The sequence below is a fragment of the Streptomyces sp. NPDC004435 genome (genome assembly GCF_042873895.1).
GTDB lineage: Bacteria > Actinomycetota > Actinomycetes > Streptomycetales > Streptomycetaceae > Streptomyces.
Window position 1 is genome coordinate 489,694 of the sequence record NZ_JBIAMB010000002.1, and the last position, 13,709, is coordinate 503,402.

The 13,709-nt window shown below is 76.1% G+C and carries 8 protein-coding genes; 5 read left to right on the forward strand and 3 right to left on the reverse strand.

All coding sequences use genetic code 11. The features are described 5' to 3' along the window. The first annotated feature begins 3 nt into the window (after positions 1 to 3). From ACFYT9_RS05480 to ACFYT9_RS05490, 3 genes are all read left to right on the forward strand, one after another. Entirely contained in the window at positions 4 to 2,190 is a 2,187-nt protein-coding gene (locus ACFYT9_RS05480; protein ID WP_389161065.1) for an asparagine synthase-related protein, read from the forward strand. A 115-nt stretch (positions 2,191 to 2,305) separates the two neighbouring features. Further along, on the forward strand, positions 2,306 to 2,902 hold the full coding sequence (locus ACFYT9_RS05485; protein WP_376598361.1) for a Uma2 family endonuclease: 597 nt from the start codon (positions 2,306 to 2,308) through the stop codon (positions 2,900 to 2,902). Positions 2,903 to 3,048: 146 nt separating this feature from the next. Then, positions 3,049 to 6,546: an ATP-binding protein gene (locus tag ACFYT9_RS05490; RefSeq protein WP_389161067.1), complete on the forward strand. Its 3,498-nt coding sequence runs from the start codon at positions 3,049 to 3,051 to the stop codon at positions 6,544 to 6,546. Here ACFYT9_RS05490 and ACFYT9_RS05495 read toward each other — a convergent pair. After that, positions 6,533 to 8,617 (reverse strand): sigma-70 family RNA polymerase sigma factor, encoded by a 2,085-nt coding sequence (locus tag ACFYT9_RS05495; protein ID WP_389161069.1) that lies wholly within the window; start codon positions 8,615 to 8,617, stop codon positions 6,533 to 6,535. The genes ACFYT9_RS05490 and ACFYT9_RS05495 overlap by 14 nt on opposite strands. A 201-nt stretch (positions 8,618 to 8,818) precedes the next feature. After that, entirely contained in the window at positions 8,819 to 9,643 is an 825-nt protein-coding gene (locus tag ACFYT9_RS05500) for a TetR/AcrR family transcriptional regulator (protein ID WP_376602790.1), read from the reverse strand. A gap of 341 nt (positions 9,644 to 9,984) precedes the next feature. On the opposite strand from ACFYT9_RS05500, the gene ACFYT9_RS05505 reads away from it, so the two are divergent. Further along, entirely contained in the window at positions 9,985 to 11,388 is a 1,404-nt protein-coding gene (locus tag ACFYT9_RS05505) for an NAD(P)/FAD-dependent oxidoreductase (protein ID WP_376602789.1), read from the forward strand. 106 nt (positions 11,389 to 11,494) lie between these two features. Continuing rightward, positions 11,495 to 13,165 (forward strand): SpoIIE family protein phosphatase, encoded by a 1,671-nt coding sequence (locus ACFYT9_RS05510; RefSeq protein WP_389161071.1) that lies wholly within the window; start codon positions 11,495 to 11,497, stop codon positions 13,163 to 13,165. A 145-nt stretch (positions 13,166 to 13,310) separates the two neighbouring features. Here ACFYT9_RS05510 and ACFYT9_RS05515 read toward each other — a convergent pair. After that, on the reverse strand, positions 13,311 to 13,709 hold a 399-nt coding region (locus ACFYT9_RS05515; protein ID WP_389161073.1), incomplete at its 5' end, for an FG-GAP repeat domain-containing protein.

Consider the following 13,709-nt stretch of genomic DNA (forward strand, 5'->3'; position numbering starts at 1 on the left):
CCGATGCGATGGCTGGTGGGCTGGAGCAGTGTCGCCGCGAAGTACGCCACGACCGCGGGGGCGCGCAACGGAGCGACGAACGGCGCGCACGGCGCGTACAGCTCCGGAGTCCCGCCCCACGCGCCCCCCTTCGCCGAGAGCGGCGGGCACGTCGGGGGGCGCACGGTGCAGCCGGTGGGCGCACAGCTCCTGTGGGGCGACCCCGACCCCCTCTGGGCGGTCGGCGACTGGCGCCCCGACGAGGTCCGGGTGGTCGCCCTCGACGACGGCACCCGGCTCGCCGTCCTCGGCTGCTGCGCCGCCGGCGACGACGAACTCCGCCGCGGACTCGTCACCGCGCGCGGTGGCGCCCTGCGCCACCTCACCGCCTGGCCCGGCAGCTACACCGCCGTCGTGAAGGCCGGCCGCCGGATCACCGTCACCGGCGACCTCGCGGGCGCCCGCCCCGTCTTCCACACCCCCTGGGAGGGCGGCACCGCCTACGCCACCGCCGCCCTCCCGCTCGCCGACCTCGTCGAGGCCCAGCTCGACATCGGCCACCTCGCCGCCCTGCTCGCCTGCCCCGAGTCCCCCGAGGCGCTGCGCGACTCCACCCCGTACGAGGGCGTCCGGCGGGTCCCGCCCGGCCACGCCCTGATCCTGCGCGAGGGCTCCCGCGAGATCGCCGGGTACGAGACGGTGGCCTCGCTCGCCGTCGCCGCCCCGGAGGCCGACCCCCGACAGGCCGTCGAGGCGGTCAGGGACGCGCTCGTGGAGTCCGTACGGGCCCGGCTCACCGCCCCCCGGCACGCGCCCGAGGCCCCGCTGCCCGACCCGGGGCCGGTCCCCGGCATGGGACCCGCCGACCGGCGGGCGGCCCGCGGCTCGGGACCCGCGCCCGGCATCGGCGCCGACCTGTCCGGCGGCAGCGCCTCCGCCACCCTCGCCCTGCTCGCCGCGGGACTGCCCGGCGTGCCCGGCACGGTCCTCGGGCACGCGGGCGCGGGGGAGCGGCTGCTCGCCGTCACCTTCACCGACCTGGCGGCCAAGCCCGGCCCCGGCCGTACCGCCGAGCTCGAACGGGCCCGGGAGCTGGCCGCCGACCCCCGGCTGCGCCACGTCGTCGTCACGGCGGGCGAGGAGGCCCTGCCGTACGCCGCCCTCGACGGGCCGCTGACCGACGAACCCGGGCCCGCCCTGGTCACCGCCGAGCGGCACCGCAGGCGCCTCGCGGGGGGCAGCGCCGACCACTTCACCGGCCTCGGCGCCAAACAGGTCCTGGACGCCCACCCGGCCCGCCTCGCCGACCTGCTGATGGACCGCAGGCGCCGCTCCCTGGTCCGCCCGGTGACCGCCCTCGCCAGGGCGACCGGCCCTTCGGCGGGCTCCTTCCTCGTGCCGGTCACCGTCTACCGCGCGGCGCGCAGGCTCGCCCGTACCCCCTACCGGGCCGGCCTGGAGACCGCCGCCCAGCACGTCCTCGACGCCAACCGGGACCCCGCCGACGCCCACGGCCCGCTGGCCGCCTCGCTCTCCGCCCTCGCCTGGTCCCGGCCAGGACCTGCCGCCCGCTGGCTGACCGGCGAGGCGCTGGCCGAGGTGGCGGCCCGGCTGAACAGGGCGGCCACCCTGCCGCCGGCGGTCCAGCGCCCGGGGGAGGCACGCGCGCGTGCGGCCCTCGCCCGCGCGGCGGCCGATCACCGCGTCCTGGAACAGGCCGCCGAGATCCGCGGCCAGCGGCTGCACGCCCCCTTCCTCGACAACCAGGTCGTCCGCGCCTGCCGGGCCCTCCCCGAATCCCTCCGCGTCCAGCCCGACGCGCGGGCCGGCGTGCTGCGCACGGTCCTCGCCGACACCGGCATCCGTGACCTGCCGTCCGGCTGGGGCGCCCCCTACCCGGCCGTCCCCGCCGGCACCGCCCGCGCGGGCGTGCGCGCCGCCCTCCCGAACCTCCTGGCCCTCTTCGACGCGCCCCTCCTCGCCGACGCGGGCCTCATCGACGCCGGCAGCGTCCGCGCGGCCCTGCGCGCGGCGGCCGACGGCGCCCGGCTCCCCCTCGACGGCCTCGCCGACCTCGTCTCCACCGAGCTCTGGCTCCGCCGCCTCCTCGCCCGCCGCGGCTCCTGCTGGACCGACACGGCCACCCCCCGCGCCCCCCGCGCGGTCCAGGGGCCGCTGATCCCGGCGTCGAGGTCGCTGCCCGCGCGGTGAGCGTCCGCGCGGCGGCGAAACGTCACAGCACGCCGGTTCGAGTGAACGCGCTCCCGACCGTGCTCCGCCGCCCGTCCTAAGCTGGGAGCGTCGCACCGAGCGAAGGAGGCCCAGCATGGCCATGCCGCTGCCGGCACCGGACGAGGTGTCTCCCGAGGAGATCCCCGGCTTCGAGGTCGCGACCGTGCAGGAGACCTTCGAGCTGTTCAGTGCACAGGCCCCCAGGGGCTGGCGCGTGGAGCTGATCGAAGGGGAGATCTACGTGGTGCCTCCGGCCAACGGCGAGCACGAGGAGATCGTGTCGGAGCTGAGCGGTCAGGTCCGAGACCATGACAGGGGACTCGGGCGCTACACCGGCATCGGCCTCAGCCTCCCAGGGCCGGGTGACCCCGTACGTGTCATCCCCGACCTCGCGATCGCGCCCAAGGGAAGCTTCGGCGACAAACAGGACTGGCATGCCCCCGACGCCGTCCTCCTCGTCGCCGAGGTCACCTCGGCCTCGACCGCGAGCCGTGACCGGGGCCTGAAGATCAGGGCCTACGCACGCGCGGGCATTCCCGTCTACCTGCTCATCGACCGCGAGGCCGACGAAGCCGTCGTCTGCTCCGAGCCCGACGGCGACGACTACACCCACAAGTCCCTCCACAAGCTGGGGACCGAGGTCCCGCTCCCCGCCCCCCTCGGCTTCACCCTGGACACCGCCGCGTTCTGACCCCCGCCCGGCCCCTGCCCCTCGCCCGGCTTCCGGGACCGGCCCGGTCTCTGACCCCTGCCCGGCCTCTGCCCCCCGCCCGGCCTCCGGGACCCGCCCGGGGAAACCCCGAGGTGTCTCTCCCGCCCGGGGGGAAGAATGGGCCGGTGCGGTATCTCCTCCTCGGCACCACCGAGGCCCTCGGCCCCGACGGCACCCCCCTGCCCCTCGGCGGCGCGCGGCTGCGCGCTCTGCTCGCCGCGCTCGCGCTGCGCGGCGGACGGGCCGTCCCCGTCCGGGAGCTCGTCGACGACGTGTACGGGGACGAGGACGAGCCGCCGCTCGACGCGCCCGCCGCCCTCCAGGCCCTCGTCGCCCGCCTGCGCCGGGTCCTCGGCCGGGAAGCCGTCGAGGCCGTGCCGGGCCCCGGCTACCGGCTCGCCGCCGGACCGGAGGACATCGACCTGTACGTGTTCGAGCGCCGCGCCGCCGAGGCCGGTGCCCTCCTGGACGCCGGAGACCCCGAGAAGGCCGCAGCCCTGTTGCGGGACGCCCTGGCGCTCTTCCGCGGACCCGCCCTCGCCGACCTGCCCGCACCGGCGGGCGTCCGCCCCGAGGCGCAGCGCCTGGCCGCCCTGCGCCGGCGCGTCGAGGCCGACCTGCGGCGCGGCGCCCCCGACGGACTCGTCCCGGAGCTGACCGGGCTGACCGCCACGCACCCGTACGACGAGGGCTTCCACGCCCAGCTCATCCGCGCCCTGCGCGCCGAGGGCCGGCACGCGGACGCGCTCGCCGCGTACGAGACGGCCCGCCGCACCCTCGCAGACGCCCTCGGCGCCGACCCGGGCCCCGAACTGACCGCCCTCCACCGCGAACTCCTCGCCCCCTCGCCCGCCCCCGAGCCCGCCCCCGAGCCTGCCGCCGCCCCCGCGCGCCCGCGGGCAGCCGCCCCGTACACCGCCCCCAGCCCCGGCCCGGGGCCCGGCGCCGGCAACATCCGCCCCCGCCTCACCTCCTTCGTCGGCCGGGAGCCCGAACTCGCCGCGCTCCGGAGCGATCTCGGCCGGTTCCGGCTCGTCACGCTCACCGGGCCCGGCGGGTCGGGGAAGACGCGGCTCGCGGAGGAGGCCGCCCGGCAGGTCGCAGGGCCCCACGCGTGGATCGCGGAACTCGCGCCGCTCGACGACCCGGGCGCGCTCCCCGGCGCCGTCCTCTCCGCGCTCCGCCTCCGCGAGATCACCCTGATCACCCGGGACGGCGTCGCCCTCCAGGACGACCCGACAGCCCACCTCGTCGACCACCTCGCCCGCCACCCCGGTCTCCTTCTCGTCCTCGACAACTGCGAGCACGTCATCGACGCGGCCGCGGCCCTCGCCGAGACGCTGCTCGCGCACTGCCCGGGCCTCCGGATCCTCGCCACCAGCCGCGAACCCCTCAACGTCCCCGGCGAGACCGTCCGCCCCGTCGAACCGCTGCCGCCCGCCCCCGCGCACCGTCTCTTCGCCGAGCGGGCCCGAGCCGTCCTGCCCGACTTCGACCTCCACCTCGATCCCGACACGACCCCCGACACCGCCCCCGACGCGGTCCCTGACGCCGCCCCCCATGCCGATCGCGACCCCGGCGGGAAGCACAGGCGCGCCGCCCACGCGGACACCCGCCCAGCAGGCACCGCCCACCCGCACACCGCCCACGCCGACACCGCCCACGCGGTGGCCGAGATCTGCCGCCGGCTCGACGGACTGCCGCTCGCGATCGAACTCGCCGCCGCCCGGCTGCGCCTGCTCACCCCGCGCCAGATCGCCGACCGGCTCGACGACCGATTCCGCCTCCTCACCTCCGGAGCCCGCACCCTGCTGCCCCGCCAGCAGACCCTCCGCGCGGTCGTCGACTGGTCCTGGGACCTCCTCGACCCGGCCGAACGGACCCTGCTCCGCAGGGTCTCCGTCTTCACCGGCGGCTGGGACCTCCCGGCCGCGGAGGCCGTCGACGCCCCCGCCCCCGCCCCCGCCACCCACGGCACGGAGACCGACCCGACCCTGTCCAGCCCCACCACGCTCACCACCCTCGGTGCGCTCGTCGACAAGTCGCTCGTCATCGCCACCCCCGCCGACGACGGCACGATGCGCTACCGCCTCCTGGAGACCATCCACGAGTACGCCGCCGAGCGCGCCGCCGAGACCCCCGAGCTGCTCGCCGCCGCGGGCGCCGCCCACACCGCGTACTTCACGGCCCTCGTGGAGGAGGCGGAACCCAAGCTCCGCTCCCGCGAGCAACTGCCCTGGATCGACCGGCTCGAACGGGACCTCGACAACATCCGGGCCGCCCTCCACCGCACCCTCGTCACCGCCCCGGACGAGCTCGCCGGACTCCGTCTGGTCTTCGCCATGGGCTGGTTCTGGTGGCTGCGCAACTACCGCCCGGAGGGCCTGGCCTGGACCCGGCGCGCGCTCGCCCTCGGGGAGGACCCGGCCGACCGGGCGGACCCCCGGTACTGGCCGCGCATGCACCTGCGGATGCTCTCGTTCTTCCTCGCGCTGGAGGACGAGGCCATGTACACGGGCAACGTCCGCGAGGATCCCGAGACCCTCGCGCTGGTCCGCAGGGTGTCCGACGCCTTCGGCCGGGACCCCGGCCCCGAGGCGGCCCGTTTCCCCGGCCTGCTCTGGCCGTTCACCGCCTATCTCACCGAGGAGCCGGCGACGGTCCGCGCCCTTCTCGACGCCGGCGTCGAGACCTGCCGCCGGTACGGCGGCGACTGGGAGACCGGCGTGAGCCTGATGTTCCGGACCCACATGATCGTGGACATGCCCGACGGCATGCGCGGGGTCGACGAGGACCTGGCCGAACTCCGTGTCCTCGTCCGCCGGGTCGGGGACCGCTGGATGGGCGCCCAGGTCGCCTCGGCCGCGGCCGAGGCCAACATGATGCGGGGCCGCCGGGCCGAGGCCAGGGAGGCGTACGAGGAGGCCCTGAGGCTCGCGCGGGAGGTCGGTGCCCACACCGAGGCCCCGTTCCTCCTCGCCCGGCTCGCCGAACTGACCTACCGGGACGGCGACACGGACGGCGCCGAGCGCGGTCTCGACGAGGCCGCGCGGGAGTCCGAGCGGCTCCGCCTCCGGGACGCCCACGCCTTCGTGGACGTCATGCGGGCCGTCCTCGCCCTCGACCGGGACGACCCCGCGGGCGCGCGCGCCTGGATCGCCTCGGCCGGCGCCCAGGTGCACGTCGGCACCCCGCCGCCGCACTTCGCCATCGCCCTGGACGGGTTCGTGGCCCGGATCGAGGCCCACGAGGGCGCGGGACCCGCGGCCGTCACCGCCGCCGCGAACGTGCTGAGGACCGCCCTCCGCGGCCACTGCGCCGACATCATCGTCATCAGCCTCGCCGAAGGGCTCGCCTACGCCCTGCACCGGGCCGGCGACGCCGCCCGCTGCGCGCGCGTGGCGGCCGCCGTCGGCACCTGGCGGCAGGACATCCCCCGCTCGGTGCCGGAACGCCGCGAGGCCGAGAAGCTGGCCGCCGCCTGTCTGGCCGCCCTCGGCGAGGACGGCGTCGCCGAGGCCCGGGCCGCCGGCGCCGCCCTCGGCCCGGAAGGTGTGCTGGCCCTGGTGGAGCCGTACACCGCCGGGACGGGCGACGGCGGCGACGCCGTCAGGAGCAGCTGATCCGGGACTCCGCCCAGTCGGCGACGGCGGCCCGCCCGAGCGGCGTGTGCTCCTCCACCACCAGCCGCAGCGTGGAGCGGCCGCGCAGGTCCACGTGCACCGGGATCGCCGGGTCGCCCCGCCGGACCACGGGCGAGCGCCACAGCCGCTCCCCGTCCCCGTACACGGAGAAGCGCACCCCGCCGGTGCCGAACGGGACGCTCAGGTCGTCGACGCCGACGAACGCGTCGTAGGCGGTGCACTGCCGGTTGAGCCGGATGAGCAGCGAGGACGGGGCGTGCACGCTGACGCCGTACGCGTACGTGGAATCGCTGATCGTCATTCCCTGGCGCGGCCACATCCAGGTGCCGTCCTCCAGGACGACCTCCGGCTCGGTGCCGTCGCCGAAGGCGGCGTAGTCCAGCTGGTCGACCTGATAGACGACGGGGGCGGGCGGCGGGGGAGGTGTCGTCGGCGGCGGGGTGGGGCTCGGCGTGGGCGCGGGGCTCGGCGGCGGAGTGGTCGGCCTCGGCGTGGGTGTCGGCGTCGGTGTCGGCGTCGGCTCGGGCGAGGGCTTCGCCACCGGCGGGGGCGTCGGCTTGGGGGTGGGCTTCGGGGTGGGCGTCGGTTTCGGCTTCGGCGGGGGCGCCGGGGTGGTGGGCTCCGGCGCGGGCGCCGGGGGCGGCGGCGGGGTGGTCGGCTCGGGCTTCGGCGAGGGCTTCGCGGGCGGCGCGGGCTCGGGCGGCGCGACGGGGACGACGGTGGTCGGTGACGGCCGGGGAGAGGCGACGGGCTGCGGGTCCCCGGCCATCGCCCAGACGAGCCCGGCCGCCGCGGCGACGGCCGCGGCGGCGGCGATGCCGGCCTTCACGGGTGCGCCGAGCCCTTCGGCGGCGGCCCCGCCCGCCGCGGTGCCGGACGTCGTCCCGCCGCCGGTGGCGGCCGCGGCGGCACCCGCCCCGGCCGCGCCCACCGCGCCGCCCGCGACGATGCCGGCGGCCTTGAGGGAGTAGCCGGCGGCGAACCAGCCGATGACGGCGATCGGGAGCAGCGCCGGGATCCCGGCGTTGACGTGGGCGAGCTCGCCGGCCGCGACCCGGCACTTGGCGCACTCGTCCAGGTGCTTGCGCAGGCCGCGTTCGGCCCGCATCCGCAGCCCGCCGCGCGCGTAGGCGCCGAGCCGGTCGGCGTACCGGGCGCAGTCGCCGCCCGCGGTGAGTGCCTGGCTGACGTGCGCCTGGAGGTATGCCTGCTTGAGCCCTTCGCGGGCGCGGCTGGCGAGGACGGCCGTGGCGTTGGCGGTCAGGCCGAAGAGGGGGGCGACCTCGCTGGGCGACTCCTCCTCGACGGTGGTGTGCCAGAGGACGGCCTGCCAGCGCTCGGGCAGCGAGCGGAAAGCCTGCAGGGCCAGCGACTGTTCGGCCTCCTGCATGGCCCTGACCTCGGCGCCGAGGTCCAGGGTGTCCTGGTCGGAGACCTCGGAGGAGCGGGCGGCGTCGGCGGCGAAGACGGCGAAGTCCTCGACGAGGTGTTCCCGCTTCTGGGTCCTGGCCCAGCCGGCGCCGACCCGTCGCACGGTGGTCATGAGATAGGCGCGGACGGCCTGTTCGGGTCCGGCGCCGCCGCGGACGGCCTGGAGGGTGCGGGCGAAGACCTCGGCGGTGAGGTCGTCGGCGGTGTGCGCGTCCCGGCAGCAGGTGCGGGCGTAGCGGCGGACGGCCTCGGAGTGGCGGCGGAAGAGCTCCTCGTACGCCGAGTCGTCGCCGTCCCGCATGCGGGCGATCAGGTCGGCGTCGGAGGCGGGCAGCTCGCGCGGCGGCGGCAGCACCCCCTCGCCGTCGTCGGCCGCCCCTTCCGCGGGTACGCCGTCGGTGCCGGGGCCCGGTACGGACGCGGGCGGCGCGGCCGGCGGCCACGGGGTCCCGGCCGACATGGCCTCGCGCTGCTGGGGCACGCTCGGTCCGCCGGGGCCGTGCGGCGTGCCGGGGGCGCCCGCGGGGTTCTTCTGGCTCGGTACCTGACGGGTGGGCGGGCCCTCGGCCTCCGTGGCACCGCCACCGCCCAGCGGATCGTCCCGACCGTCACCGCTCATCGCGGAAGCCCCCGTACGCATGCGCAGACCCGAACACCGGCTCAGCCTGCCACACGACGCGGGCACGCCGAAGTGCCGCGTCCACTTACCACTCGTCCGGGGCGACTTCCCGTACCCCGGCGTAACCGCTCGCACGTTCGTGTCGTGATCCTTGGTCCGCCCGGCCCAGCGACCGGGCGGCCCGGAAGGAGTCCGTACGCGCTACCGCGAGCGCAGGCCCTCCAGCAGGATGTCGAGGAGCCGGGCCGAGGCCGCGGCCTGCTGGGCCGCGTCCGGCAGCGCCGGCGCGGAGGTGGCGATGACCAGCAGGACGTCCGCCACGGTCACGTCCGTCCGCAGCTCACCCGCCTCCCGGGCCCGGTCGACCAGCCGCCCGACGACCTCCAGGAGTTCCGCCGCTCCGGCGTCGTCCCGCTCGTCCACCGGCACCGGCCGGGGCGCCACCACGCGCGCGTCCGGCTGCTCGCCGAGACCCCGCTGATACGGCACCCGGGCCACGCCCTCGGCGTCCCCGTCCACCGGCGACTCGTCCACGCCGACCCGCAGCACCTGCGGCGGCAGCAGCCGCCCGGCACCCGAGGCGACCGAGGTGCGCAGGAACCGGGAGAGCGCCGACCACGGCTCCTCCTCCTGGCCGAGCGCGGCCCGCGCCTGCTCGGTCAGCCGCGCGGTCTCCTCCTCAGCTATCCGCCGCACCAGCACGTCCTTGCTGGGGAAGCGCCGGTAGACCGTGCCCACACCCACGCGGGCCCGCCGGGCCACGTCCTCCATCGGCGCCCCGTAACCGAGTTCGCCGAAGACCTCGCGCGCGGCACGCAGCACGTGCTCCAGATTGCGCTGCGCGTCCACCCGCAGCGGCGCCGAACGTCCGCCCGCCACCGGACCGCCCACGACGGTGCCGGTGCCCGCGACGGTGCCGCCGGAGAGCGCGCTCACGCCCGGCGGCACGGCGGCCATGGCCCCCGCGCCCCGGTCGTCCGGCGCCGTCCCGACGACGGACTGCCAACGAGAATCCTGAATCTGCATAAGCGTTCCCCCGCTCATGATGTCTCCCCCCGGAGACTCCCCGCCCTGATACGGGGCTCCCGGCCGGTGTGCGCTATCGGTCCGCGCGCACGCCGGAACCGACACCCCGACGAACTACGAACATAGTTGAGTCGGGGTCAATTCAGAAGGGGGAGTTCCGTACGGTGCGCCCCCCGATCGGAGCAAGGCACCGAAGCCACCGGTTTCCCACCCCACCACCCCGCGCCCCCGCCCGCCGTGACCTGCGCCGTTGCGCCCACGCACCCCGCGCGCGCCACCCGTGCCTCCACACCACTCCGGTCACACAATTCGCCGGGCCTGTGGACAAACACCGGACGGCGATGCCTCATGGGACGGTGACCGAACCTGCGCGCATTCTCGTGGTCGGCGGCGGATACGTCGGCATGTACACCGCGCTGCGCCTCCAGCGGCAGCTCAGGACGGAGCTCGGCGGCGGCGCCGCCGAGATCGTGGTGGTCACCCCCGACCCGTACATGACCTATCAGCCGTTCCTCCCCGAGGCCGCCGCCGGCTCGCTCTCCCCGCGCCACGTCGTCGTCCCGCTCCGCCGCGTCCTGGACCGCTGCCGGCTCCTCATCGGCGAGGTCGACTCCATCGACCACGCCAAGCGCACCGCGATCCTCACCACCCTCGCCACCGACGAGGAGGGCGCCGGCCCGGTCGCCCTCACCTACGACGAACTGGTCCTCGCCCCCGGCTCGGTCTCCCGCACCCTCCCGGTCCCCGGCCTCGCCGAGCACGGCATCGGCTTCAAGACCGTCGAGGAGGCCATCGGACTGCGCAACCACGTCCTGGAGCAGCTCGACATCGCCTCCTCCACCCGCGACCCCGCCCTCCGCGACGCCGCCCTCACCTTCGTCTTCGTCGGCGGCGGGTACGCGGGCGTGGAGGCGCTCGCCGAACTGGAGGACATGGCCCGGTACGCCACCCGCTACTACCACAACGTCAAGCCCGAGGACCTGAGATGGGTCCTCGTCGAGGCGGCGGGCCGGATCCTCCCCGAGGTCGGCGACGAGATGGGCCGGTACGCGATCCGGGAGCTCCGCGGCCGCAACATCGACGTCCGCCTGGACACCCGCCTCGACAGCTGCGAGGACCGGGTCGCCGTCCTCAGCGACGGCACCCGCCTGCCCACCCGCACCGTCGTGTGGACCGCGGGCGTCAAGCCGGCCCCCGTCCTCGCCGCCACCGACCTCCCCCTCGACGAGCGCGGCCGGATCCGCTGCACCGCCCACCTCACGGTGGACGGCACCGCCCACGCGTGGGCGGCCGGCGACGCCGCCACCGTCCCCGACGTCACCGCGAAGGAACCCGGCACCCCCTGCGCCCCCAACGCCCAGCACGCCGTCCGCCAGGCGAAGGTCCTCGCAGAGAACCTCGCCGCCTCCCTCCAGGGCCGCCCGCTCAAGGAGTACGCGCACGCGTACGCCGGCTCCGTCGCCTCCCTCGGCCTCCACAAGGGCGTCGCCCACGTGTACGGACGCAAGCTCAAGGGCTACCCGGCCTGGCTGATGCACCGCGTCTACCACCTCAGCCGGATGCCCACCGCCAACCGAAAGGCCCGCGTCCTCGCCGAATGGACCCTCTCCGGCCTGTTCAAGCGCGAGATCGTCTCCCTCGGCTCCCTGGAACACCCCCGGGCCGAATTCGAACTCGCGGCCGCACCACCCCCGCCCCCGCCCGCCGGACCCGCCCCCGGCGGGAACGACGAGGCGTCCTCCTGACATCACTGTCAGTGCACTCGTCCACACTGGACGTGTGACCATAGGTGGGCTCACACCTGCACAGCGTGACTCCGCACGGCACCGACACCACGAGGCATACAGATCCGTGAACTTCACCCGTTGGAGCGCCCGGCTCCCCGGCACGCAGCGCCGCGCGGCGCGGGGGACCGAAGGCTCCGTGCCCGCCGCCCGCGGTGAGTACGGTCCGCGGCCGGAGCACCCCACCGCGGACGCACAGGGCTCCGAAGAGGCCGGGAAGACCCTGGACGTGGACACCGAGGCCCCCGCCCTGGAGGACTTCTCCGTACGGGACCTCCTCGGCCGCCTCCCCGGCCTCCTCGCCCTCGTGTACGGCCCCGAGCACCGCATCGCCTACGTCAACGACGCGTACGCCTCCGCCTTCGGCCCCCGCACCCCGGGCACCACCGTCGCCGCCACCTGCCCCGAGGCCGAGGAGCTCGGCCTGCTGCCCCTCCTCGACCAGGTCCTGCGCAGCGGCAAGCCCCGTACCGTGAAGTCCCGCCGCACCGCCGACGGCGGCTCGTACACGGTCACCTGCCTGCCCGTCGACAGCCCGCACCTCGACGGCGCCGGCGTCCTCGTCCACGCGGCCGACGTCACCGACCACGCCGAGGCCGCGGAGCGGCTGCGCGCCAGCGAGCGCCGCCAGCGCGAGACCGCTGTCACCCTCCAGCGCTCCCTCCTCCCGCAGGAGCTGGAACAGCCCGACGACCTGCGGATCGCCGCCACCTACCAGCCCGGCGTCGCCGACGCCGCCGTCGGCGGCGACTGGTACGACGTCATCACCCTCGGCGCGGGCCGCACCGCCCTCGTCATCGGCGACGTCATGGGCCGCGGCGTCCGCGCCGCCGCCGTCATGGGCCAGCTCCGCACCGCCGTCCGGGCCTACGCGCGCCTGGACCTGCCCCCGCACGAGGTCCTCCAGCTCCTCGACGGCCTCGCCGCCGAGATCGACGCCAGCCAGATCGCCACCTGCGTCTACGCCGTCCACGATCCCAACGAGGGCAGGCTCGTCTACGCCTCCGCCGGCCACCTCCCGATCCTCGTCCGCGACGAGGACGGCACCGTCCGCAAGGCCGGCGACCCCACCGGACCCCCGCTCGGCACCGGCGGATGGCTGCACGCCTCCGGCTCCATCGCCCTGCCTCCGGGCTCCACCGCCGTCCTCTACACCGACGGACTCGTCGAGCGCCGCCGCGAGGACATCGACGAGGGCGTCGAGGCCCTCGCCCGCGCGCTCGCCGGCGCCGGCGGAACCCCCCAGGTGGTCTGCGACCGGCTGCTCAGGGCCCTCGGCGTCACCGCCGAGCACGACGACGACGTCGCCGTCCTCGTCGTCCAGCACCCCGCCCGCGACGGCGCCGACGCGGAGCTGTTCCACAACGCCGCCCTCGAACTCCTCGGCGGCGTCGAGGCCGCCCCACGCGCGCGTGCCTTCGCCTCCGGAGTCCTCTCCTCCTGGCGCTTCCCCGTCGAACTCCGCGACCTCGGTGTCCTCGCCACCAGCGAGCTGGTCGCCAACAGCCTCCAGCACGGCACCCCGCCCATGCGCCTGCGACTGCGCCGCACCGACCGCCGCCTGATCATCGAGGTCACCGACGGCGACGACCACCTGCCGCGCCGCCGCAGGGCGGAAACGGAGGACGAGGCGGGTCGCGGGATCTCCATCATCGCGACGATCGCCTCGTCCTGGGGGAGCCGCCGCACTCCGGGCGGCGGCAAAGCGGTGTGGTGCGAGTTCGCCCTGCCCGACTAGGGCCTGGTGCGAAAGTGACGACGCGCGCCGACCCGGGGCGTCGGGGACTGAACGGGCCCCCGTCCTCCCGGCGGCCCTCCGCCCGGAGGCCGTGGCGGCCTTGGCTCCGGCTGCGTCAGCCGGAGCCAAGGGGAGGGGAATCTCGTCAGAGGGTGATCATCAGAGTGCCACCGTCGAAGTAGGTGCCCATGTTCTTGCGCACCGAGACCTCACCGTTGCCGATCACGTGGACGTACAGGTCGGCCTTGCCGTCTCCGGTGGTGTCGCCGAAGCGGAGGCGGCCCATGTCGGTGCCGTTGACGAAGCGGCCCCAGCCGGTGCTCCACTGCGTTCCGCCGTCGAAGTAGGTGCCCATGTTCTTGCGCACCGCGACGTTGCCGTCCGAGGTGTGGACGACCAGGTCGGCCTTGCCGTCACCGGTCATGTCCGCGAAGTACAGGCGGCCGAGGTCGGTGCCGTTGACGAAGCGGCCCCAGCCGGTGCTCCACTGCGTTCCGCCGTCGAAGTAGGTGCCCATGTTCTTGCGCACCGCGACGTTGCCGTC

Bases quoted from the DNA above. Each gene is read 5' to 3' on its own strand.
- ACFYT9_RS05505 (WP_376602789.1), top strand. From the start codon at position 9,985: ATGCCTCATGGGACGGTGACCGAACCTGCGCGCATTCTCGTGGTCGGC.
- ACFYT9_RS05500 (WP_376602790.1), bottom strand. From the start codon at position 9,643: ATGCAGATTCAGGATTCTCGTTGGCAGTCCGTCGTCGGGACGGCGCCG.
- ACFYT9_RS05480 (WP_389161065.1), top strand. From the start codon at position 4: ATGCGATGGCTGGTGGGCTGGAGCAGTGTCGCCGCGAAGTACGCCACG.
- ACFYT9_RS05495 (WP_389161069.1), bottom strand. From the start codon at position 8,617: ATGAGCGGTGACGGTCGGGACGATCCGCTGGGCGGTGGCGGTGCCACG.
- ACFYT9_RS05485 (WP_376598361.1), top strand. From the start codon at position 2,306: ATGGCCATGCCGCTGCCGGCACCGGACGAGGTGTCTCCCGAGGAGATC.